At 68.8% G+C, this 21,710-nt stretch carries 24 protein-coding genes, 1 tRNA gene and 1 pseudogene; 4 read left to right on the forward strand and 22 right to left on the reverse strand.

What is annotated here, in order from left to right; genetic code table 11:
- Positions 1-168 precede the first annotated feature (168 nt).
- The 3 genes and pseudogenes from lysA to IEZ19_RS27030 all read right to left on the reverse strand — a co-directional run.
- Positions 169-1,560: a diaminopimelate decarboxylase gene (lysA, locus tag IEZ19_RS27020; protein ID WP_189313903.1), complete on the reverse strand. Its 1,392-nt coding sequence runs from the start codon at positions 1,558-1,560 to the stop codon at positions 169-171.
- A gap of 70 nt (positions 1,561-1,630) precedes the next feature.
- Positions 1,631-2,896: an ArgS-related anticodon-binding protein NrtL gene (gene nrtL, locus IEZ19_RS27025; RefSeq protein ID WP_189313904.1), complete on the reverse strand. Its 1,266-nt coding sequence runs from the start codon at positions 2,894-2,896 to the stop codon at positions 1,631-1,633.
- A 449-nt stretch (positions 2,897-3,345) separates the two neighbouring features.
- Positions 3,346-3,858, reverse strand: a pseudogene (locus IEZ19_RS27030) (response regulator); the annotation flags it as partial.
- A 116-nt stretch (positions 3,859-3,974) separates the two neighbouring features.
- Between IEZ19_RS27030 and IEZ19_RS27035 the strand changes: the two are divergent.
- Positions 3,975-4,046: transfer RNA gene (locus IEZ19_RS27035), tRNA-Arg, on the forward strand.
- A gap of 317 nt (positions 4,047-4,363) precedes the next feature.
- Here the strand turns inward: IEZ19_RS27035 and IEZ19_RS27040 are convergent.
- Positions 4,364-5,119 (reverse strand): SDR family NAD(P)-dependent oxidoreductase, encoded by a 756-nt coding sequence (locus IEZ19_RS27040; protein WP_189313905.1) that lies wholly within the window; start codon positions 5,117-5,119, stop codon positions 4,364-4,366.
- Positions 5,120-5,246: 127 nt separating this feature from the next.
- Here IEZ19_RS27040 and IEZ19_RS27045 point away from each other — a divergent pair, with 127 nt between their 5' ends.
- Both IEZ19_RS27045 and IEZ19_RS27050 read left to right on the forward strand, forming a co-directional pair.
- Positions 5,247-5,681, forward strand: a complete 435-nt coding sequence (locus IEZ19_RS27045; protein ID WP_189313906.1) for an Rrf2 family transcriptional regulator — start codon at positions 5,247-5,249, stop codon at positions 5,679-5,681.
- Positions 5,682-6,217: 536 nt separating this feature from the next.
- A complete protein-coding gene (locus tag IEZ19_RS27050) occupies positions 6,218-6,742 on the forward strand; it encodes a hypothetical protein (protein WP_189313907.1) in 525 nt (174 codons plus the stop codon).
- 75 nt (positions 6,743-6,817) lie between these two features.
- On the opposite strand, the gene IEZ19_RS27055 is transcribed toward IEZ19_RS27050, so the two are convergent.
- From IEZ19_RS27055 to IEZ19_RS27130, 16 genes are all read right to left on the reverse strand, one after another.
- Positions 6,818-8,287, reverse strand: coding sequence for a tyrosine-type recombinase/integrase (locus IEZ19_RS27055; protein ID WP_229840830.1), 1,470 nt, complete (start codon positions 8,285-8,287; stop codon positions 6,818-6,820).
- Positions 8,284-8,454: a helix-turn-helix transcriptional regulator gene (locus tag IEZ19_RS27060; protein ID WP_037740571.1), complete on the reverse strand. Its 171-nt coding sequence runs from the start codon at positions 8,452-8,454 to the stop codon at positions 8,284-8,286. Before IEZ19_RS27060 ends, IEZ19_RS27055 begins: the two co-directional genes overlap by 4 nt.
- Positions 8,455-8,458: 4 nt before the next feature.
- Positions 8,459-9,676 (reverse strand): AAA family ATPase, encoded by a 1,218-nt coding sequence (locus tag IEZ19_RS27065; protein WP_189313908.1) that lies wholly within the window; start codon positions 9,674-9,676, stop codon positions 8,459-8,461.
- Positions 9,673-10,572, reverse strand: coding sequence for a bifunctional DNA primase/polymerase (locus tag IEZ19_RS27070; RefSeq protein WP_189313909.1), 900 nt, complete (start codon positions 10,570-10,572; stop codon positions 9,673-9,675). The genes IEZ19_RS27065 and IEZ19_RS27070 overlap by 4 nt, the downstream gene beginning before the upstream one ends.
- An 86-nt stretch (positions 10,573-10,658) precedes the next feature.
- Positions 10,659-11,138, reverse strand: coding sequence for a single-stranded DNA-binding protein (gene ssb, locus IEZ19_RS27075; protein ID WP_141313238.1), 480 nt, complete (start codon positions 11,136-11,138; stop codon positions 10,659-10,661).
- A 27-nt stretch (positions 11,139-11,165) separates the two neighbouring features.
- Positions 11,166-11,960 (reverse strand): deazapurine DNA modification protein DpdA family protein, encoded by a 795-nt coding sequence (locus IEZ19_RS27080; protein ID WP_189313910.1) that lies wholly within the window; start codon positions 11,958-11,960, stop codon positions 11,166-11,168.
- A complete protein-coding gene (locus IEZ19_RS27085; RefSeq protein WP_189313911.1) occupies positions 11,957-12,559 on the reverse strand; it encodes a hypothetical protein in 603 nt (200 codons plus the stop codon). Before IEZ19_RS27085 ends, IEZ19_RS27080 begins: the two co-directional genes overlap by 4 nt.
- Positions 12,560-12,570: 11 nt before the next feature.
- On the reverse strand, positions 12,571-12,759 hold the full coding sequence (locus IEZ19_RS27090) for a hypothetical protein (protein WP_189313912.1): 189 nt from the start codon (positions 12,757-12,759) through the stop codon (positions 12,571-12,573).
- Positions 12,760-12,778: 19 nt separating this feature from the next.
- On the reverse strand, positions 12,779-13,030 hold the full coding sequence (locus IEZ19_RS27095) for a hypothetical protein (protein WP_189313913.1): 252 nt from the start codon (positions 13,028-13,030) through the stop codon (positions 12,779-12,781).
- A 141-nt stretch (positions 13,031-13,171) separates the two neighbouring features.
- A complete protein-coding gene (locus IEZ19_RS27100; RefSeq protein ID WP_189313914.1) occupies positions 13,172-15,391 on the reverse strand; it encodes a P-loop NTPase family protein in 2,220 nt (739 codons plus the stop codon).
- A gap of 73 nt (positions 15,392-15,464) precedes the next feature.
- On the reverse strand, positions 15,465-15,800 hold the full coding sequence (locus IEZ19_RS27105; protein ID WP_189313915.1) for a hypothetical protein: 336 nt from the start codon (positions 15,798-15,800) through the stop codon (positions 15,465-15,467).
- Positions 15,797-16,447, reverse strand: a complete 651-nt coding sequence (locus tag IEZ19_RS27110) for a GGDEF domain-containing protein (RefSeq protein ID WP_189313916.1) — start codon at positions 16,445-16,447, stop codon at positions 15,797-15,799. The genes IEZ19_RS27105 and IEZ19_RS27110 overlap by 4 nt, the downstream gene beginning before the upstream one ends.
- Positions 16,444-17,460: a DUF2637 domain-containing protein gene (locus IEZ19_RS27115; RefSeq protein WP_229840833.1), complete on the reverse strand. Its 1,017-nt coding sequence runs from the start codon at positions 17,458-17,460 to the stop codon at positions 16,444-16,446. Before IEZ19_RS27115 ends, IEZ19_RS27110 begins: the two co-directional genes overlap by 4 nt.
- The gene (locus tag IEZ19_RS27120) at positions 17,457-17,783 is read right to left on the reverse strand and encodes a DUF6303 family protein (protein ID WP_189313917.1); all 327 of its coding nucleotides are present in this window, start codon (positions 17,781-17,783) and stop codon (positions 17,457-17,459) included. The genes IEZ19_RS27115 and IEZ19_RS27120 overlap by 4 nt, the downstream gene beginning before the upstream one ends.
- Positions 17,780-17,974, reverse strand: coding sequence for a hypothetical protein (locus IEZ19_RS27125; RefSeq protein WP_189313918.1), 195 nt, complete (start codon positions 17,972-17,974; stop codon positions 17,780-17,782). Before IEZ19_RS27125 ends, IEZ19_RS27120 begins: the two co-directional genes overlap by 4 nt.
- On the reverse strand, positions 17,971-18,264 hold the full coding sequence (locus tag IEZ19_RS27130; RefSeq protein ID WP_189313919.1) for a hypothetical protein: 294 nt from the start codon (positions 18,262-18,264) through the stop codon (positions 17,971-17,973). The genes IEZ19_RS27125 and IEZ19_RS27130 overlap by 4 nt, the downstream gene beginning before the upstream one ends.
- Before the next feature lie 629 nt (positions 18,265-18,893).
- Here IEZ19_RS27130 and IEZ19_RS27135 point away from each other — a divergent pair.
- On the forward strand, positions 18,894-20,276 hold the full coding sequence (locus IEZ19_RS27135; RefSeq protein ID WP_189313920.1) for an NsdA family TPR-like regulatory protein: 1,383 nt from the start codon (positions 18,894-18,896) through the stop codon (positions 20,274-20,276).
- On the opposite strand, the gene IEZ19_RS27140 is transcribed toward IEZ19_RS27135, so the two are convergent.
- Positions 20,273-21,175 carry a phosphotransferase enzyme family protein gene (locus IEZ19_RS27140; RefSeq protein WP_189313921.1) on the reverse strand — a complete coding sequence of 301 codons (903 nt, stop codon included), beginning with the start codon at positions 21,173-21,175 and terminating at the stop codon, positions 20,273-20,275. The two genes, IEZ19_RS27135 and IEZ19_RS27140, sit on opposite strands and share 4 nt — an antisense overlap.
- Complete coding sequence (locus IEZ19_RS27145; protein ID WP_189313922.1) at positions 21,172-21,624, reverse strand: GntR family transcriptional regulator; 453 nt, start codon at positions 21,622-21,624, stop codon at positions 21,172-21,174. The genes IEZ19_RS27140 and IEZ19_RS27145 overlap by 4 nt, the downstream gene beginning before the upstream one ends.
- Positions 21,625-21,710: the final 86 nt, after the last annotated feature.

Raw genomic sequence — 21,710 nt, forward strand, 5'->3', positions numbered from 1 at the left:
CTCGTTTCCTCATACCGTCGACGGTTGGACCAGTCTCACTCACCGGACGGGAGTTTCTACCATTCGTCCGGATCGTGAGACGTCTATTTCATTTCGTCGGGACCGGAAGACCGGAGATCTTCCGGTCCCATTTTCATTGTCGTGCCGTTGGTTCTCGTGCCGCTGCGGTCACCCGACGTCGAGCCGCAGGAGGTCCTCCTCGGTCTCGCGGCGGACGATCACCCGGGCTCCCTCGTCGTTCACCGCGACGACGGGCGGCCGGAGCACGTGGTTGTAGTTGCTGGCCATGGACCGGCAGTACGCCCCCGTGGCCGGCACCGCGATGAGGTCACCCGGTGCCAGGTCGGCGGGCAGGAAGGCGTCCTTGACCACGATGTCCCCGCTCTCGCAGTGCTTGCCGACGACACGGGCGAGCATCGGCTCGGCGTCGGAGGCACGGGAGACGAGCGCGACGGTGTACTCGGCGTCGTACAGCGCGGTGCGGATGTTGTCCGACATGCCGCCGTCGACGGAGACGTACGTGCGCAGCCCGTCGAGGGGCTTGATCGTGCCGACCTCGTAGAGCGTGAAGGCGGTGGGCCCGACGATGGCCCGCCCGGGCTCGACGGAGATCCGGGGCGTGCGCAGCCGCGCCGCCTCGCACTCGCGCGAGACGATCTCGGTGAGCGCCTTGGCGATCTCGTGCGGCTCGCGCGGGTCGTCGTCGCTGGTGTAGGCGATGCCGAGCCCGCCACCGAGGTCGATCTCCGGCAGCTCGACCCCGTGCTCGTCACGGATGTCCCTGAGCAGCCCTACGACACGATGCGCGGCGACCTCGAACCCGGACATGTCGAAGATCTGCGACCCGATGTGGCTGTGAATGCCGATGACGTCCAGCCCGTCGAGCTGCAGTGCACGCTGTACGGCCTCGGCGGCCTGCCCGCCGGCGAGCGGGATCCCGAACTTCTGGTCCTCGTGGGCGGTGGCGATGAACTCGTGCGTGTGGGCTTCCACGCCGACGGTGATACGGATCTGCACCTTCTGCCGCTTGCCCAGGGACTGGGCGATGTGCGCGACCCGGACGATCTCCTGGAACGAGTCGAGAACGATGCGCCCGACGCCGGCCTCGACCGCGCGGCGGATCTCGTCGGCGGACTTGTTGTTGCCGTGGAAGGCGATGCGCTCGGCGGGCATGCCGCCGGACAGGGCGGTGGCCAGCTCGCCGCCGGAGCAGACGTCGAGGTTGAGCCCTTCCTCGTTCAGCCAGCGCACGACGGCACGGGAGAGGAAGGCCTTACCGGCATAGAAGACATCGGCGTCGGGCCCGAAGGCGGTACGCCAGGCACGGGCCCGGGCGCGGAAGTCGGCCTCGTCGAGCACATAGGTGGGCGTGCCGAACTCCTCGGCGATCCGCTTGACGTCGATCCCGCCGACGGTGACGACGCCCTCGTCGTCCCGGGTGACGGTCTGGGCCCACACCTTGGGGTCGAGGGTGTTGAGATCGGCGGGCGGTGCGGAGTAGTGCCCCTCGGGCAGGACGTCGGCGTGCCGGGGCCCGGCGGGGTGTGCTGAACGACTCATGTCGGTGGCTCTCTGACTCTCAGTCTCGTTCTCTGGGCTCTCGGGGGCTCATCTGTGCTCTCCGTGGCTCTCAGAGGTGATCGGGTGCGTCGATGCCGAGCAGGGACAGGCCGCCGGCCAGCACCGTCCCGACGGCTTCGGCGAGCGCGAGCCGGGCACGGTGGGCGGCCGAGGGTTTCTCCTCGCCGTGCGGCAGAACGGTGAGGAGAAAGGGCAGAGCGGCATCGGCGACGGTGACGAGATGCCGGGCAAGCCGATCCGGGGCACGGTGGGTGGCGGCCGCGGTGAGGATGCGGGGGTGGTCGGCGAGGGCGGTGAGGAGGGTGCGGGGCGTGGGGGTGGGGTACGCGGGTCCGGCGGGGGTGGCGAATGCGTGGGCGGAGGGGGTGGGGATGACGCCGGGGTGGGCGGGGGCGAGGCCGGCTCTTCCCGGGCCGACATGCGGCTTCATCGGGTCGCGGAGGTCGCCGGGGTCGCCGGGGCCGCCGGGACGGGAGGGCTCGCCGAGTTCGCCGGGGCCGCCGGGGCCGCCGGGGCCGCCGGGCCGAGAGGACTCGATGGTCTCGACGTACTCGATGGGTTCGACGTACTCGATGGGTTCGATGGGCTTGACGAGTTCGACGGGCTCGCCGAGTTCGCCGGGTTCGGCGGTGAAGCCGAGGCGGGCGGCGCCGCGGCTGAGGGCCCGGGTGCGGGCGTGGGCGTACCGGACCCGGAAGAGGGGGTTGCCCTCGCGCTGGACGAGATGGTCGGCGGTGATCCGGGGACGGTCGTGCGAGGCAGGATGGAGCAGCGCCCACCGGGCGGCGTCGGGACCGAGCGGGGCGGGGTCCTCGGGGGCCGGCACGGGCCGCAGGTTGACGGGCTCACGGTGGTCGATCTCGACGCGCCCGCCCTGGGTGGCGACGATCCGCACGAGCGCGTCGGCGACGACCTCGGCCCGGGCCTCGTACGGCACACGCAGCTCGACCACGTGCCCGGCGAGGACGTCACTGTGTCCGTACGCCGCGCCACGCTCACGGATCTCCCGGACGAGCGCGGTCGTGTCGAGCCCCTGGCGGAGGCTGATGTTGAGGAACCCGGGCGGGGTGACGACGACGTCCTCGACGCCGTCGGCCTCGACGAGGTGGGCCCTGAGGATCTCGGCGACGCGCAGGGGAGGGTGCCCGGCCGCCCGGGCCAGCCGCAGGGCGATGTTGCTGGCGTAGTCCCCACACCCCCCGGGCCCCGGCACGGTGACCACGGTCCGCTCAGGCACGGTGACGCTCAGCTCCCCCTCATCGACAGCACGCCGCACCGCGGACAGCACGGTACGGGAGAGCTCGACGGGGGTCACGGGACAAGCGTATGGGAGGAGGGGGGTGGGTATGCGACCCGGTTTGAGGTCGGTCCGGGAATGCGGACGGCGTGGGGTCGGGGCCGACGGATGACGGCACGCGCCGAGGACCCACGGGAGGCACGGAAGGCACGGACACGGACACGGACTGGAGGAAGACACACGGACCGGGAGGAAGCCGAGGATCGAGGATCGCCGAGGATCAGCGACGGATCTCAGAGACGAGTCGGACCGGCACGCTCGGCGGACACATCGGCACCACCGATACGGTCATCGCCGAGGGGGTGAGGGAGGTCACGACCGAGATCACCGCGCAGCTCACCCTCGAGCTCCGGACTCAGCCCACCGCCGAGATCGGACCCGAGGGAGTGCGGAAAACCACCACCGAGATCGGACCGAAGGGGACCCCGAAGGTCACCGATGAGACCACGACGGCCCTCATCACCCGCGCCAGCACGGTCACCGGCACCACGACCATCACCCGCACCACCATCGCCGGAGTCCCCGAACTCCCCCCGACGCCCCCTCCCCCGCCCTTGCCCTCGCTCGATCAACTGCCGTACGAGGCGTACGAGTTCGGCAGGCTCGAAGGGCTTGGCGAGGAAGGCGTCGACACCGGCGTCGAGTCCGCTCTCCACTTCGTACTGCGTACAGGCGCTGACGATGGCGAGAGGGAGATCACGGGTCCGAGGGTCGGCACGCAACCTGGCGGCCGTCCGCAACCCGTCGAGCCGGGGCATCACGACGTCCAGGGTCACGACATCGGGCCGCACCTGATGAACCACATCAAGACACTCGGCACCATCTGCCGCGGTCACGACCTCGAGACCCTCAAGCTCGAGATTGACCCTGATCAACTGCCGGATGACCTTGTTGTCGTCCACAACAAGCACCCGACCCGACGCGCCTGGCACAACTCGAGAGTAGGTCCGCACCAGCCACCGCGTACGCGTTTTCCCCACTTCCACCCACGCGAGCGACGCTCCCGCCCCGCTCCCCGGAAACCAGTTCCTGATCACACCAGCAGAGCTGGTAGTGTTCTACCCGTCGCCGCGAGCAAGCACTACGCGTCGGACACGCCCCCGTAGCTCAGGGGATAGAGCAACGGCCTCCGGAGCCGTGTGCGCAGGTTCGAATCCTGCCGGGGGCACTCGCCGGTCAGAGACCCAAAATCCTCGTCTGACCAGGGCGGATGCCGACAGAAAAGGGCGGGAGTCAGTCTCACTGACTCCCGCCCTTTCTCACTCTCTCTCACGGTTCGCGTGTGAGGGGCGTGTGAGCCACACGCAGGCTCACACGCCGTCTGACTCCGTGCCCCGTCGTCTTTCGATCTTCTGTCGCCCCCTTAGAGCTCGTAACACGATCACGATCCGGGCTCTTGAGGCGTGTCCACGCACGCGCGGGTCGTTGGCGGTGCGCGCCCCGAAGACGGGATTTCCTTCGGGGCGCGCGGCAGGGGTGTCCGGTTCAGGCGTTGTAGCCACCGTGGGCGTCCAGCACCGCGCCCGTCACGTACGACGCGGCGGGGCTCGCCAGAAAGGCGATCGCCGCGGCGATTTCTTCGGGGTGACCCAGGCGTTGCAGGGACAGGTTGCTGAGCAGGACCTTGAGGGTCTCCGGGGGCGTCGCAGTTGCCATGCCGCCGTCCACCATCAGTCCGGCCTCCACGACGTTGGCCGTGATGTCCCGGGGCCCGAGGTCCCGTGCGGCCCCCAGGGTGTACCTCGTGACCCCTGCCTTGGTCGCCGCGTAGTCGGCAGCCCCCGGGGTACCGACCCGGGAGCCCAGTCCGGAACTCACCGTGATGATGCGGCCGCCCGCGCGCAGCACTCGGGAGGCGGCCCGGATGATGGCGATCACGCCGAGGTAGTTGGTGGCGTGCATCCGGTCCAGTGCGGCGGTGTCGGCGTCCGGGTCGTCCACTGTGCCAGCCGCGGAGATCGCCGCGTTGTTGACGAGGATGTCCAGGCCGCCGAAGTGCGCCACCACGTCGTCAATCAGCGCCGGCGCCTGACTCGTGTCCGCCTGGTCGGACTTGAAGGCGACGGCCTTCGCTCCCTTGCCGCGCACCTCGTCGACGACAGCCTGCGCCTGCTTCTCGGAGCTGACATAAGTGAAGGCGACGTCGGCGCCCTGCTCGGCCAGCAGTCGTACGGTCGCGGCTCCCAGTCCGCGCGACCCCCCGGTGACCAGGGCGACCTTGCCCGTGAGTGCCTTGCTCATTCTTCTCACCTCGTTGATTGACCCTTCAGGCAGTCGCAACGCTAATTGTTACGACAGCTTGTTGCAACCTTCGTTGTTACGACTGCGCTGTCGTAACATGAAGCGTTGCGGCCGAGAGGAGGGATTCATGAGTGCCAACAGCAGGTTGACCATTGCCGCCCACGCGCTGGCCTGGATCGGTCTCTACCAGCGCCAGGGCCATGAGGTCGCCACCTCCGAGCAGATCGCGACCAGCGCGAACACCAACCCGGTGGTGATCAGGCGGCTGCTCGGCGAGCTGCGCAGGGCCGGGCTCGTGGAGTCCCGGCGGGGTGTGGGCGCGGGCTGGTCGCTGGCGCGCGAGCTGGGGTCGATGACCCTGCTCGACGTGTACGAGGCAGTGGAACCCGGCCCGCTGTTCGCAATGCACCGCACCACCCCGGACCAGGGATGCGTGGTGGGTTACGGCATCCAGCCGGCGATGCAGGGCGTCTACGAGGGCATCGAGGAGACCCTGAGACACGAGCTGGCCCGCGTCACGCTCGAGAACGTACTCCGGGACGTACTCGCGGCACCTCGCTAGCCTCCCCGTTACGCCCGGACATCACCAAGATCCCCATCCATGCCCAGGTCGGCGAACAGCCTGGCAGCCAGTCACGCCAAAGACGGTTGCAGTATTAGACCGTGTCCTACGAGCTCGTGACTTGATCTTGTTGAAGTGCCCTGGCCCGGCGTGACCGATGTGACGATTCCGCCGTTCGGGAGGATGTGAGCACCCGGCCGTGGATCGTGGACGACGACTTGTGTGCGCTGATCGAGCCGCTGCTGCCGCCCTGGCCGGAGAAGTCGCCGGGTCCGCGGCCAATGGCGGACCGGCTGTGTCTGCAGTCTCATCTGCTGGAGACGCCTCAAGAAGGCCCGCCCATGATCGTGTTACGAGCTCTTACCCTGCCGTCCATGACACCCTCGTAGCGACGGTGGACGACCTCCGGCGATCCGCCGGCACGCCGGGCTATGGCTCAGCTGACCGTCCCGTCGACCGCGTCGGCAGGCAGCTGGAGTGGATGCGGTTCGGATATTCGATGCCGTGAGGCACTGGAGTAGGCCAAACTCCCCTCCATGGCAGAACGCAAGGACATTGAGGCACATCGCCGCCAGTGGCAAGTGAGGCCGGAACAGCGGGAGCTTGATCTTGCGCTTGGCTTCATGGTCCGCCAAGCGGCGACCCTGGAGTTCTTTCTGCACCAGGCGGTTCGTCGGCTGGTTGGGGGACAGCACGCGATACTGGTGACGGCAGGCATGCAGGCTTCAAGCCTGCTTGACGCCATCAAGCGGATCATCGACGTCGGCGCAGTGTCTGACGAAGCCGCTCAAGAGATGACTGAGATCTCCGGTAAGTGCCGCATTGCGTTCAAAGAGCGAAACAGATTCGTTCACGGCATCCGCGTCATCGGAGCAGAGAACAGCGAGGCGTGGACGAACAACCGGCGGAACGGCAGTATCGATCAGCATCCGATAGAGGCAGAGCAACTAATGGAACTGGGGTCGGACTTCGCCCGGTTGAGTTCACAGCTTTCAGACTGGTATCGGCACTACCTCGATGGGCACCCAAGGAGAGCCAGCCGACCACCATCGTCACCGTGACATAGAGAAGGGCGGGAGTCCGTGACTCCCGCCCTTCTCACGCACGGTTGTGGCGCGTGTGAGCTACACGCAGGCTCACGCGCTGCCTGGCTCCCACCCCATGGTCTTTTCGATCTTCTTGTTGTTCTCTTCGTCGCTGTCATCGATGACGCCCGCGTAGCGGCGGTGGATGACCTCCGGCGAGTTGCCGGCGCGCCGGGCCACCTCGGCTACGGGGAGGCCTGCGCGGAGCCAGTTCGTGATGCACGTGGCCCGGAGGTGGTAGGGCTTCCGGGCCAAGGGCGAGTCCACCTTGTCCGGCGGAAGCGCCAGCGGTCTGGCTTCCTGCCAGACCCGCCAGTAACTGGAGGTGCCGAGCAAGTCCCCCCGTTCGTTGGGGAAGAGCCGCCCGTCTTTGGCGGTGCCGAACTCCTTCAAGTGCGCACGGAGCATCGCCACCAGCACGGGCGGAATCGGCACCGGCCTGTCCGTGCCTGGCTCGCGTGACTTCAGTCCCCGCTTATCGTGCCGCTCACCCGAGTCAGTCCACTTCTTTCCGGAGATAGGACGCGTCTCCCAGAGAGTGAGGGTTCCCCATCCCTTTTCAGGGAGATGGCAGTCAGACAGCCTGAGCCCGACTACTTCCGCCGGACGCATCGCTGCGTACAGGATGCAGGCGAAGAACGCCACAAGGCGCCGCCCCCTGTTCCGATGCACCGAGCCGACATACGAGACGGCCGTGAGGAGTTGCCGCCCCTGCACCTCGTTGACCAGTACTCGCGGGTCCACGGCATCGCTCCCATTGGAGGTAGGCCGTTTCAACCCAGCGAGCGGATTTCCGTCTAGGTATCCCTCCTCAATCGCATAGTCCATGGCCGTGTTGAATCCACGACGACGGCGCTTGTACGTATCCGCTGCCGCCGGTTTGCCGTCCATCCTGAACGACAGCCGATAGTGGACGTCTCGCACGACCTTGGAGTCTCTGAGAGCCGACAGGGGAAGGGAATGGCTCGCCAGCCACGCACAGGCCTTCTCCAGGTCCGGCGGGGGCTCTTCGCCCTTGTGAGCCGGAACGACGGCCCACCGTACGGCGCGCCGCACGTCTTCCAGGTCCGGCACCCCAGGGCTCTCCCCCAACATGCCGAGTGCTGCGGTAGCGAGGCTGTCCGCCAGCCCCTCACGCGTCTTTGCCGCGGCCGTGCGCCAGCGCACGGCCATGTACTCGCGCGAGAAATCCCACCACGAGGGGTCAGGCTTGACGTTTTTCTTCTCTGCCGCTGCCCGAAGTTCCGACTCGGGAAGCCCAGTTTCCACGTCGAAGGCTTCGCCCTTACGCATGGCTTGCCAAAGCTCCGAACGACGACTGTCGGCAAGGGCCGACGTCGTGAAAGTCGCGTGACGGACTTTCCCAGCGACCACCCAACGGAGTTGGTAAGGCGCCGTCTTGCTGGAAATCTTGCTGACTTTCCACACACGGACATCCGTGGAAAGCGTGGGCTCTTCAGGCGCGGCCGGGCGCTCGCCTTCACGAGCGCCCGGAATTGCGCTGGTCTTGCGGTCGTTCACGCGGCTTCCTCCAGAGCTGCAATCCAGCGCTCCAACTCCGAACGGCGAATGCGTACAGCACCGTTCGGAAGCTTGATTGCCTTCGGGCCCTTCCTCAACTGTCGCCAGCGATAGAAGGTCGAAACGGGTACGCCGATTTCCTCGACAACTTCAGAGATCGTGAGCATTTCGTCACGCGCCACGGTCGGCCTCCCCCGGGTTCTCGTCAGCAGGATGGGAGTCGGACAGGTGGGACAGTCCCGATTCCGGCTGTCCCACCTGTTCGTGCAGGTCAGGTGATGGATTGGGACAGTCGGACAGCTGGGACACCCCCGGCGTGCCCTGTGTCCGGGTCTCGGTGTCCGAGTAGTAGCGGCCAGCGCCGTCCTTGGTGAGCTGTCCATCCGCAGCCATGCGCGAGCAGGTGCGGCGGACGTTCTCGGCATCGAGCTGCGGCAGCGCGGCGACGATGTCCTTGGGCCGGGCGCCGGGGTTGGCCCGGACGTGGCGCAGGATCGCGGCGCGGGTGTCGCCGATGGTGTGGTCGGTTACCGGGCCATCGAGCATCTGCCAGGCGCCGGAGGCAGCTTGGAACTGAAGCGCGTACTCGGCTTCGTCGACGTCGCGTCCGGTGACGTGCAAGATGCCGTCCGCCTGCCCGCGCGCCCGCTTGAGCACGAGCGTGGCGTCTGCGGCTCCGGCGATGCCGTTGGTGCCGGACACCTCGGTCAGGAAGTCGTCCGAGCCTGCCTTGCGGACGTGGTGGACGAGCACCACGGCGATGCCGTAGTGGTCGGCGATCCGCTTGGCGTAGCCGACAGCCACGTAATCCGCGTCGTACGCGGACACGCCCTGTGGGGCGGGGCCACGCATCTTGGCGAACACGTCGATCACGACCATGCGGGCGTCCGGGTTGCGGTCCAACCATCCGGCGATGGCGTCGCTGCCGCCCTGAGGGAAGGGCGGGCATTCGGTGACCAGGGTCAGCCCGGCCGGGGCCGCCTGCCCACCCAGCATCTTGCCCATGCGGGTCTGGAGACGGCGCGGGGTGTCCTCCAAAGCGAGGTAGAGCACCGGGCCGCCATCGACAGGCAGCGAGTCGAACGCGTGGCCCCCGGAAGCGACCGCAAGGGCCAGACCGAGCGACAGCCAGGACTTCCCCACCTTCGGCGGACCGGCGAGCAGATTGACGCCCTCGGCGAGGATGCCAGGCACGGCCCACTTCGGCTCCGGGAAGTCCGCCGCCATGAGCTGATCCGCGGTCCATGCCGTGCGCGGGCGCTCTCTCTTCGGCAGCTCTAGCGGGGCCGCCTCGGGGTCGCTGGGCACGGAGTACAGGTGCAGTGGAGGGATGGGGTTGCAGCCCTTGTCGTGCTCGTCAGGGGGCGGGGGAATGGGGTTGCTGTTCATGCCGCGACCGTCCGAGGGCGATTGGCTCCGGCCCGCAGTCCGGAGGCGATGGTGCGCCGTGCCTCGCGCTCGCCCTGGCCGACGCTGCGCGCCGCCTCGACAAGCTTCTCGGTCACCTCGTACGCGTCCAGCTCTCCCCCAGCGACCAACTGACCGAGAGCGACGGAGGCGATGTAGAGCGCGGTGTTGTGCTGGTGCTCGCCAGAGCCGGTGACGCGCACCAACTCGCCGTTGACCGCGGCGTTCAGGAACTTGCCGCGCCGGTCACGGGCCGTCAGTGGGACCGTGACCGGCCGCTGCGGAGGCAGCGGCGCCGGACGCAGCAGTTCGGCGAGCCAGCCGGGCAGCGGCGCCACGGGAGCGTTGCGAGCCACCGTGTACGGCTCCCCGGCGAAGGTGCTGCCCGCACCGACGACAAGCCCGCCAACGGCGCGGGTGTCGACCTTCCAGCCGAGCCCGCGCACGCTGTCCCCGGCCGTGTTACGCAGGGACTCGCCCTCGGGTGCGGCGAAGTACAGGTGCGTGCCGCCACTCCAAGTGCGGACCGTGTACGTGTCGGCGGGGAAGCGCTGGCCTCGGCGCTCGCAGAGCAGGGCGAGCACATCGGCGCCGTCGGTGACACCGTGCGCGACCCATTCGGCCGGCGGGGTGTCCTCCGGGCCCTTGGGAGTGTCGAGGTCGACGACGACGAGCCCGGAGGGGCCGGTAGCGATGCCGACGTTGTAGGGGGCGTGCGTCCAGCACCGGGTGATGCGCTCGCGGTCGGTGGTGGCGCGGGTCTCCCAGTCACGGACGGCGGGGCGCTTGGCGCCGGGGATGAGGGGGAAGACGTGCCAGCCGCGCGACGCAGCGTCAAGCGCGGCGCTGAGCTGGGCAGGGCCGTCCAGTTGAGGCATGCTGGAAGTTCTCCTGTTCTGTCGAAGGGACAAGGGAGCCGGGGCGGGCGCGGTCTTGTGGTGAGAGGCGCCCGCCCCGGGCGTGTCTAGAACGGCGGTTCGTCGCTGAAGCCCGATCCGGAGCCCTTAGCGGCTCCGGCCGCGGCGGGGGCGGCAGTGCTCCATGCGTCGGTGGCGGGACCGGAGGCGGCGCCGTTGCGCTGGACGCGTTCGACCTTGGCCGTGGCGAAGCGCAGCGAGGGGCCGATGTCGTCGACTTCCAGCGCGAGCATGGAACGGTTCTCGCCCTGCTCGTTCTGCCAGTTGTGCTGACGCAGACGGCCGGTGACGACCACGCGCGTGCCCTTGGTCAGGCTCTCGGCGACGTGGTTGGCCAGGTCGCGCCATGCGGTGCAGCGCAGGAACATCGCGGTGCCGTCGCGCCACTGGCCGGTGGCCTTGTCGTAGGTGCGCGGGGTGGAGGCTACGGAGAACCGAGCGATGGCGTCGCCTCCGGCCGTGAAGCGCAGTTCGGGGTCTGCGGCGAGGTTGCCGACGATGGTGATGGGGGTCTCTCCCACGGACATGGGATCACTCACTTTCTGAGCGGGCCGTCAGGCCACATCGAGGGTGGGTTGCTGCCAGGTAGGCAGCGCGCTGAGGACGCGAGTACGCCAGCGCAGCGCGTAGGGCAGGCAGTTGGCGCAGTTCTTGTGCGTGTGACCGGGCAAGGGCGGGCGGCGGCGGGCGTGGGAGCTCCACGCGGCGGAGTCCGCGGATGCCAGCAGATGCCCGACCCGTTCCAGACCGAGGGTCTTGAAGCCGAAGCCGTGCAGCTTGAAGCCGTGCGCGGCCATCGCGGTGACAATCGCGGCGCCTTGACGTGTGGACTGCAACCGGCACACCGACCCCAAGCCGACGATCGGTTCAGCCCGCAACTCGACACCCGCCTTCTCGTACAGCTCCACACACTGCTCGTAGGCGGGCACGGTGTTGCCCTGGATAACGGGGGCGATGCGCAAATCGGGCGCGAGGGAGCGCAGTTCGAGGAAGTTGTTCACCGTGCGGCGTTGGTGTTCTTCCACGCTGAGGTGGGTGCCGACGAAGTACTGTCCGCCGAACCAGCCGCCGTTGATGATGGCGTCCTCGCACATCCAGTCTTGCGGCGCGGCCCAGTCGTAGGGGCCGACGTGTTCCCAGATGCGGCGCAGGTCCTGCACGTACTGGCGGGGCGGCCGGGTCCAGGTGCCGTTGTCCTTCAGCTCCATGAAGCCGCCGGAGTCGATGGCGTACGGGCCGCGGGCTTCGTCCCACTTGACGGCCCGCTCGAAGTGCTCGGACTTCAAGAACAGCGGCACGTTGGTCCAGCGCAGCCAGTGCCGCTTGTGGGTGGTCAGGTAGAACCTCACCGATCCCCCCGCACGGCCGGGAGCTCCGGCAGGCCCGCGGCTTCGAGGGCCGTGGGGTCGAAGCCAGGCAGCGCGGCGCGGGTGACAAGTGCTTGCGCGAGCTGTTCGGCGTAGGCGGCGCCGGTGCGCGCCACTTCGATCTGTGTCGTGCCGCGGATGGTCTCGACACGCTCGATGTGGGCGCGTTCCTCGCGCCGGTCGCTCACGTGCCGCTCGTAGGCGACGCGCTCGCGCCGGTCGGTGCGCCAGTAGCGCGCGGCGAGCCCGTAGGCGACGGCGGTTGCCAGCGCCCACAGCAGCAGCGGCAGGGACCACCCGTCGGCGTATCCGGCGACACCGGCGAGGGCGAGCCCTCCGGAGGCGGCGAACGCGGTCCCGGCAAGCACGGGGTCTCCGGCACGGCCGACGCTCGCGCACGCGCCGGCCGCGGCGGCGGCCAGAGACAGGGCGGTCATGAGCACGGCGTTGCCGACGGAGTGTTCGGCGCCGTTGGCGTTCCAGATCCGGGCCAGCGCGAGCACGGTCGTGGTGGCGATGGCGGGCGCGGCCTTGGGTGCGGCGATGGCGAGCCAGTGCCGGGCGACGATGGGTTCGTTCACGGCCGTACTCCTCACAGGTTCGGGAGCGCGTTGACGACGGCGCTCGTGAGCTGGTTGACGGTGTCGGCGGCTCCGGTGGAGGCGAGGTAGAAGCCGAACATCACGGCCACGAACGCGCTGCCGGGGCCGAGGGTCTTGGAGCGCAGCAGCATGAAGAGCACGAAGCCGAAGAGCAGGGCGAGGGAGATGGTCACGGCCATGCCGCAACCTCCTTTCGGGTCAGCGGGTGCCTGCGCGATAGGTGCGGGAGGCGCGGTTGTAGAGCCAGCGGCCGACGCGTATCCGCTTGCCGTGGCCCTTGCAGCGGCGGCAGTTCTTGCCGCGCTTGGGCCGTCCCTTGCGGTCGGTGGTCATGGCGAAGCCAAAGCCGTTGCACTTGCGGCAGGTGCCGAACGGGCTCGCCGCACACACCGAGGCGTAACCGAACGTGACGAAGAGCAGGAGTGCGATAGCGAGCAGGATCGGGGTCACGAGAGCCCTCCCAGGGCGGTTTTCAGGGGTTTCCGCAGGTGGGGCCCTATCGGCTAGCTTGCTGATCAGGGCCCGTATGGGGCGCTAGCGGGACCTCTAGCGCTAGAGGGTCTGACCCCTAGCGCTAGAGGCTCCCGAGAGTCAGCCCGCGTCCCGGTTTCGGTCACGCTCCGCAATCGCCGTGACGATGTGGGCGCGCTCGAAGCCGGTCCGGTTGACGGTCTTGCCGTTGATCCGCCGGGCCACCTGGCCCGTGGTCACGCCGTACGGCTTGAGCGCGGTGGTGAGCTGCCGCGCCTTGTCCGCCGGGGCCATCTCGCCCCACGGCCCGTACTTCTCCGGCCGCAGCTCGGCGAGCCGGTCGACGGTGACGTCGTTCCACGGCTTGGCCTCATCCGCCGGGACGACGGCGAGGATGTCCTCAAGCAGCGGATCGACCGCCTCGCGCCGCTCCGGCGTCTCGCCTGCGGCGATGCCGCGCAGCGTGCCCGCGTCGATGCGCGCCTTGCGGGCGCGCTCGCAGATGGCATCCGCGGCCGGGTTGTCGAGGTAGTAGCCGCGCACGATCTGCGGGTCGTCGGCGGCGCCCACCAGGTAACCGATGCCCTTGTCGGACTTGGTGAACGACGTGGCACGGATGCCGTTGCGGTACATCGACGTGCCCAGGATCATGTCGTTCTCGATCTGGCCCATGACCCGCAGGCAGAACCGCGTGCCCACGTTCGCGCTGATGGCGGGCGGGAGCGAGTCCTTGTCCGGGCGCTGCGTGGCCAGCAGCAGGATCACCCCGAGCGCCCGGCCGCGCTTGATGATGGCCGTGCACAGCGCCCCAGCTTCCTTGCCGTACTTGTCGTGGCTGAACAGCTCCTGGCACTCGTCAATCGCGAGAATGAGCGGGTGCAGGCCCAGGGAGCGGTTCGCGGCCAGGGACGGGATGACCTTGTTCTCCGGGCACTTGTCCTTGGGCAGGGAGCTGATGACCTTGGCCCGGCGCTCCAAGTCCTTGTAGACGTAGCGGATCGAATCCAGCGTGGCCGCGCACGTGTCGTCGTCCGGGCCAGAGCCGTAGTCGGCCGCCACCTTCTTCAGCGGGTCCAGGTCGCCGGTGCCCTTCAACTCCCAGATCAGCAGCTCAGCCGTCACGTCCAGCGCCGCGGCGAGCAGCGGCGTACGCAGGCTGAACGTCTTGCCCATGCCGGGCATGGCGCCGATCAGGACGTTGTCGTACATCAGCGTCAGGTCGACGTTCCGGCCGCGCTGGTCGGTGCCGAACGGCAGCGGCTTGAACAGCGACGCCGCACCCGACTTCGCGAGCGGCCACGGCGGGGCGGGGACCTTGTTCAGGGCACGGTCGCCGACCCACAGCATCATGCGGCCGGCGTGTTCGTCGGCGACCGGCTCGGGCCACACGCACCCCAGCGGGCGACGCAGGCCGGAGGCGAGCTTTTCGCGCCGGTCGAGGATGTCCGGCACGGTCACGCCGTACGGCAGGTCCACATCCGCGCGCCAGCCGGGGCCGTCGCGGGTGATCGGGGCGGGGAACTTGATGCCCTCCCCGCCCTTGGCGAGCGCCTTGTTGATCTCGGCAATGCCGAGCGCCCCCAGCGCCCGTTCGACGATGCCGGAGGTGAGCCGCTCGACTTCGGTCGTGACGACCGCGCGGGAGATGACGGGCTTGTCGGACGGCGCCCCCAGGAAACCGAACCCGGCCGTCAGCAGCGCCAGCGTCAGCACTTCCAGCCAGGTGGGGGCGAGCACGAACAGCACCAGGGCGAGCGGCAGGCCGACGACCAGGGCGAGCAGCATGAGGATGCTGCGCAGCTTGACGCGGTTGTCGCGCTGCCGGGACAGCTTCAGGTACTCCTCGACGTTCTCGCGCCGCGCGGCGACCTGCCGCAGCGGCTCGCCCTCGGTGTCGGCGACCCAGCGCATCGCGCCGCCGATGAACTTCGCGGCCCCGGAAGGGGCCTGGAAGGCGAGCCGCAGCGAGTACCAGGGCAGGCGCACGGCGTGGAAGGTGGTGGTGTGCCAGGCGTAGCCACCGAGCCAGCCGAGCGCGGTGACAAACTCCGGCTTGGACTTCGCCCACGCCGGGATCACCTCGCGCCGCTGCCCCGACCGGAGTCGGTCCATCAGGCCCGGACCGGCCGGGGCCGGACCGTCGACCATCACGGTCGACCGGCCGTCGGGGTCGTCGTCGACCGAGTCGGCCGACTCGGTCGGCTGCGAGTCGGGGACGGAGTCGGCCGACTCGCCGCGTGCCGATCGGGCCTTGTTGAGGTCGACTACTTCGGCGCCGGAGTCGGCGGCCATCTCGGCTTCGAGTCGGTGGAACAGTTCGTTGTCGTCGGGGTGGTTCACTGAGATTCCTTCTCTCGGGGAGGGGTGACGGGGCCCGGCCGCTGTCTTGGCGGGCAAGGCCGGGCCCTGTCGGCTACAGGTCGAACAGGCCGCACTGATCCGTAGAAGCCGCGGGCAGCCGCTTGCGGGCGAGCCGGGCGGCGGCGCCGTGGCAGTCGGAGCACCACGCGCGCAGCTCACTCGCCGTCAGGCGGGCGGCGGTGACGTCGGTGGCGAGCGGGTCGGCGGGTGCGGCCATCAGCCGTACCCGGCGCCCGTGCTTGCTGGTGTAGTGGTCGTGCTCGTGCGGGCACCGGCCGCCGCCCTTGGCGTGCGGGTTGCCGCACTCGCCCTCGCACTGGCAGCGGAACCCGGCTGCCTCCATCACGGCGGTGAACACGGCGGCGCCGACGATGGGCTGTGACTTCACGCCGCCACCCCCACCACGGGCACATCGGTGCGGGCGCCGGTTCGGCCGGCACGGCGACCGGTGACCGTAGCGAACAGCCAGCCCAGCCCGGCGCGAACGGTTCCGGCACGTGCCTGCTTGGCCGCGTACATCGCCTCATCCGCCCTGCGCAGCAGGCCGGACAGGTCGTCGCCGGGGAAGTCCGCGGCGCGCACCCAGCCCAGCGAGACCGTGGTGCGCACGTCCGGGTTCTGGCCGTCGACCGGCCGGGCGAGGACGCCGTGCAGCACGGCGAGCAGGTCCCCGGCGGTGCCGTGGTCGTCGATGAGGACGGCAGCGAACTCATCGCCCCCGAGCCGCCCGGCAACGCCGGACCGGCCGACGTGGTGGGCGAGGCGGTCCGCGGTCGCCTTCAACAGCGCGTCCCCGGCCGCGTGCCCGTGGGTGTCGTTGATGTGCTTGAACTTGTCGACGTCGGCCAGCACCACGACCGCGCGCGGGTCCTTGAGCAGGGCCGTGGCGCGGCGGGTGAAGCCGTCGCGGGTGCGTAACCCGGTGAGCGGGTCTCGCCGGGCGGTGTTGAGGCAGCCTCGCAGCCACCACACGTGAACCGCCCAACCCGCGGCGAGCGGCAGTGCGGACAGCAGGACCGTGGCCAGGGTGTTCACGCTGCCACCCCCTCGGCGCCGTCGCCGGACGCGGTGGCGTCGGGCGCGTCCACGGGGCGCAGAGCGCGCCCGTCGGCTCGCTCGGCGAGCAGGGCGTCACGCACCTGCCGGGCGGGGCCGGAGCCGCAGTGCAGTTCCTTGCGCAGCGCCTCGGCGTTGATCTGGCCGTCCTTCCAGTCCGCCGTGATCGTGCGCGCCTCGGCGAGCAGTTCGGCCGTCGTGCGCTGCGCCGTCTTGCCCTTGCCCGTCGTCGGCCGCTTGCGCGGCGGCTTCGGCGCCTCGCTCTTCGGCTTCTCGGGTGCCTGCTCCGGCCTCGGCTCCGGGTTGACCGGTTCGCCGTCGGCGGGGGCCAGCTCGCCCGTGCGCAGCAGCACGCGCTCACGCCGCGGCGTCTTCCAACGCCACTTCCAGCCGTACCGCTCGTGCAGGTCGGCACGGGCCAACAGCCGCTCACGCTCGCAGGCGAGCGCCAGGCGGTAGGAGGTGACCTCCCACAGCGTCATGCGCCGCCACAGTGCGAACGTGGACAGCGGGGCCAACAGCCAGCGAGAGAACCGGATCTTTTCCATGCGGCGTCCGGTGGCGGCGCCGATGCGGACGGCGTAGATGTGCGCGCCGATCTCGGAGAACACCACCCACAGCAGCGGCATCGTGCCGTGCGCGACCTTGGCCCACACGTCGTGTCCGGCGGCGATGTTGAGTCCGCAGGTGATCAGGGTGAGCACCCAGGGGACGAACCGCACCCAGGCAAGGGCCATGTCCATCCGGATCAGCAGCAGGTTGGCCACGGTGAACACCGGAATGGCCACGTCGATGCCGACCGGCAGCATCCACGGCTCACCGAACCCCCAACGGGCGGCAGCGGCTGACACGGCATCGAACGAAGAGATGAGACCGAGCGCGCCGACTCCAGCGGCGGCGAGCGCGCCGATTCCAGCAAGGCCCATCTCCGGCCTGGTCAGCGGCGGTACCGCCGGACGTTCGGCGGTCTGTGTCGTCTCGGTGGCGGTCATGCCGCACCCCCGTTCAGCGGCCGGATCTGGGCCGCGGCCATCAGTTCCACCTGCACCGGGTGCGGGTGGTACTCCGGGGTGGTGCTCTCGCACCACTCCCACTCGGCGTCCTCGGCTAGCGCGAAGCCGAGCGAGGCGAGCGCCGCCGCGCGCTCTTCGACCGTCGGGGCCTGCGGCGACGTGGGCCACGTGAAGGTGGGCCAGTCACTGACCAGGCCGGTCATCACGATGAAGAGCTGCCAGCACGGGCCGGCGGTCCGCTCCGGAACCGTCGTGCCGCAGCAGCGCACGGTGATCTGAGCCCGCAGTACCTGCCTGCTCATCGCGCACCGCCGTTCCGGCGCCCGTTGCGCACCCATCCGGCGAACTGCATGGCGAACCCGACGGCGGCGATGCCCATCAGCTGCCGGTCCCCGGTCACCAGAGCGGCGATGGAACCGGTGAGCGCGATAGCCACGCCCGGGAGGACCAGGACCAGGGCGAAGCCCTTCGGGGTCGGGGTCTGGGAGGTCATGCCGCCGCTCCCTTCCGGGACGGCCGACGGCGCCCGGCCGGGCGGGCCAGCGGGACGACGTTGAACAGCTCCGGGGCGTGTGCCTCGATCACCTCGGCGGCGATGCGGGCCACGTCGTCCGGGAGCTCCGGGTTGTCGGCGAGGATGTCGCGCGCCGCGTCCAGCCGGGCCGCGCGCTCTTCGCTGGTCTCGCCCTCCTCCCCGAGCCACAGCTCAACCGGGGTGCCCAGGGCCAGTTCGATGAAGTCCTTGACGGAGACGGCCTGATGACCGCCGATGTACGTGCGCATGCAGCGCTCCTGAATCCGAAGGGACAGGGAGATGCCGAGCGGTCGTGGCCTGGTGGTGAGAGGCGACCACTCGGGATGTGCAGCCCCAAGCCGCATCGGCGGGAGGGGCAGCGCCCCGGAGGCAGATTCGATCTGCCGCCATCACGGCTATCCGGGGCCGCAGCGCCAGAGCGCTGCGAGAGGTTGGGTTGCGCTGTACCTCACGCGGGACGGAGCCCGCGTGGCCGCCTACTTGGCCGAGGAGAGGCGGCGTGATCCCCATTCAGTTGTCAAGGAACGAACGCTTCCGACGAGCGCGGTAGCCCCCTGGAAGGGACTCCCGTAGCCGCAAAGCCACAGGACCCGCCGGACGTACATCGGTGCTGCATACCCCTGATGCATGGTGTGTATTACCTACCACTCAAGCTGTCAGATCGATCCCGGGTCGTCAAGCGCTCTGGCTTTTTCGATCTCGGAACCGCCTGCCTTCGCGGCGATGACTCAACTGTCGTCAAGTGGAGGGAACTTCGGGAGCGTGCACTTGGGGGTGCACTCGTGCACTCCGACGTGCAAACCCCCTGCCCCCCCGGACTGACCTGCGTAGAGTGACGTTGAGTCAAGCTGGGACTTCGGCCGCTCATGGGGGTTCGATGGCAGACCGGAACGCCAGGCTGGCCGCGCTGATGGTTGAAGGCGACTTCTCGAACAAGTCGCTGGCCCGTGCGGTAGTCGTCGCCGGTACGCGCGCAGGTCAGGACGTCACCTGTGATCACACCTACGTCAGTCGGTGGCTCAAGGGGACCATCCCGCGAGGCGACATGCCGCGCTTCATCGCAGACGCCATCGGGCGCAAATTGGGACGTCAACTCACGATCGACGACATCGGGATGGGTGACGCGGCGGTCTCAGCCATTCAGCCCAACCTCGGTCTCGACTTCGCGGACCATCCCGAGACGGCGACCACCACCGTGGCCGACCTCTGGCGCGCCGACCTTGCCGACGCTGAGCCGCTGGTTCGCGCGCTGCCGGACTCCGCAGCTTGGAACGAGGCTTCCGTGAGGTGGCTCGTATCCCCGCCCGACGGTGAACTCACACGGTCCGGAAACCGGTCCGTCGGCGCCGTAGACGTGGAGATGATTCGCTCGACCGCCGATGCGTTCAGCATGCTTGACGGCAAGTTCGGTGGTGGCCACGCCCGGCGGGCGCTGATTCAGTACCTGCACACCGACGTTCGGCCCATGCTCGATGGCAAGTACTCCGACGCCGTCGGGAGGGAGCTCCACTCAGCGGTGGCCGAAGCGCTCTTGCTCGCGGGGTGGATGTCGTACGACAGCGGCTTGCATGGCATCGCGCAGCGGTACTTCATCCAAGCTCTTCGCATGACGCAGGCGGCCGGTGACCGGCTACTCGGCGGCAGCATCCTTTCCGCGATGAGCCATCAGGCCACGTTCGTAGGCCGGTACCGAGAAGCCGCGACCTTGGCCCGTGCCGCATTCACGGGCCCGGCCGGCAGCCTTACGCCGACGCTGGCCGCACAGTTCCGCGCGATGGAAGCGCGGGCGCTGGCACGCCTGGGAGACGAACGCGGGTGTGACTTCGCGCTGTCCGAGGCAGAACGACAGCTGAGCCGACGCACGGCCGACAGCGATCCGGCGTACATCGCGTACTTCGATGAGGTGGAGTTGGCAGCCGAGTTCGGGCATTGCTTCCGCGACTTGGGGCGCTCCGTGCAGGCGACGGAGCGGGGCGCGGGCTCCATCTTTGGGGACGGCCTGAACAACCGGAGCGACTTCTTCGCGACCATGGTGCAGGCAGAGTCATACCTCGGTCAGGGGGAGATCGGCCGTGGCTTCGAAATCGCGCTCAATGCGCTGCAACTCGGCGAGGGGCTGAAGTCTGCACGCTGCGTGCAGTATGTCCGAGAGTTCCAAGGCCGCATCACAGACGGCGTGAAACGAGCCGCGGAGTTCCGGGTATTCGCGGAACAGGCCCGCGGCTTCCGCCTCTGGCTACAGGTCGACGAACAGTCCTAGAACGGGGCCCAGTCGCGGCGCGAGCCACCCGAGCGCAGCGTCTCGACACGCTTCTCAACTTCCTCGGCAGCGCGCGGATTCGTGCCAGCGTTCTGGGAAAGCCAGGTGACCATCAGTAGTTCGCGCACGCTGCGGAGAACGGCGTACCCGGACCATTTCCGGACGTCGAAGCCGTAGCCGTCCACGAAGTCGGCGTATTCCGCCTCTGTATGCCACCCGAAGCTGTCGTAGTACATAGCCGTCTGCATAAGGTCCCACTCACGCGGACCGATCGCAAAGCCGTCCAGGTCGATAACCTTCGGGTGCCCCGAAGCGTCACGCAGGACGTTGCCGACGTTGAAATCTCCATGCAGGTGACCAGTCGGCAGGGGGAACGTTAGCCGGTCGTACTCCATTGCCAACTCATCTGCCAGAGAGGCGAGATAAGCGCGAGTGTCCGACGGGATCACGGCGCGCTGCAACCGCTGATTCACCTTGTCGAAGGGCCGGAGCGCAGGAAGCGAAAGACTCGGCGGCTCCAATTCGTGGAGCCGCCGAAGCAATTCGCCCATCTCTCGCGTACTCGCATACGTGTCACCGTCGGCCAACCCCTCCCAGAAGGTCACCGGATGGCCCTCGATGACGACGGGTTGTTCGGCTTCCGTGACAAGCCGGGCAGCCGGGTATCCCTCGGCTGCGAGCCACTGAGCTACGGCTACTTCTCGGCGGACGGACGGCAGTCGGTCAGGGCTCCGACCGACGCGCGAAATGATCCGGCCGCCATCGATGCGAAAGACAGCGTGGTCGCCAAACCGCTGCATCTCGATACCGTCCGGATCCACGTGGGCGACGTCGCACGCCTTCCGCAAGATGTTCTCGGCCGACGCTGCGTCGAATTCAGTGCGCTCGCCCGTCGTCATACCTTGCGGTCCCCCTGCCCGATGGGAAGCGCGCGGACTTCCCTGCCGCGCGTCGCTCCTTTGCCGATGAGCCCTTGTCCTTCCATCTGCGCAATGGCAGACCGGATCGCCGTCCGCGAAGCCTCGAACCGCTCGCACAGTTCCTTCTCGGTGGGGAAGGGATCCCCGACCTTGACTCCGTCGGTCCGCAAGAGATCCGTCACCTTCTCGACGAGCGGGCGCCGGTCGCCCGTCCCCACCACGTACCAGCCAGCCCCCTGTACGGACTCGATCACGCCCTTGCTCTTCAGGTCGCCCAACGCACGCTCGATGGTGCTGCGGCTCACGCCGTAGATCTCCATCAGCTTCGCTTGAGACGGCAGCTTCTCAGGGATCTTGCCCTTCTCGATCTTCTGACGTAGAGAATCCGAGACCTCTAGGTACGTGTCTCGCGGACTGGCCGGCGGCACCTAGCCTCCCCTTCGATGATCTCGCTTGGCAGCGGCTCACTGCTTTCAGCTTCCCACGGTGGCCCTCAGTCAACGTAGGGCGCCCC

Origin of the sequence: Streptomyces brasiliensis, assembly GCF_014647875.1 — a bacterium.
GTDB classification, from domain to species: Bacteria; Actinomycetota; Actinomycetes; order Streptomycetales; family Streptomycetaceae; genus Streptomyces; species Streptomyces brasiliensis.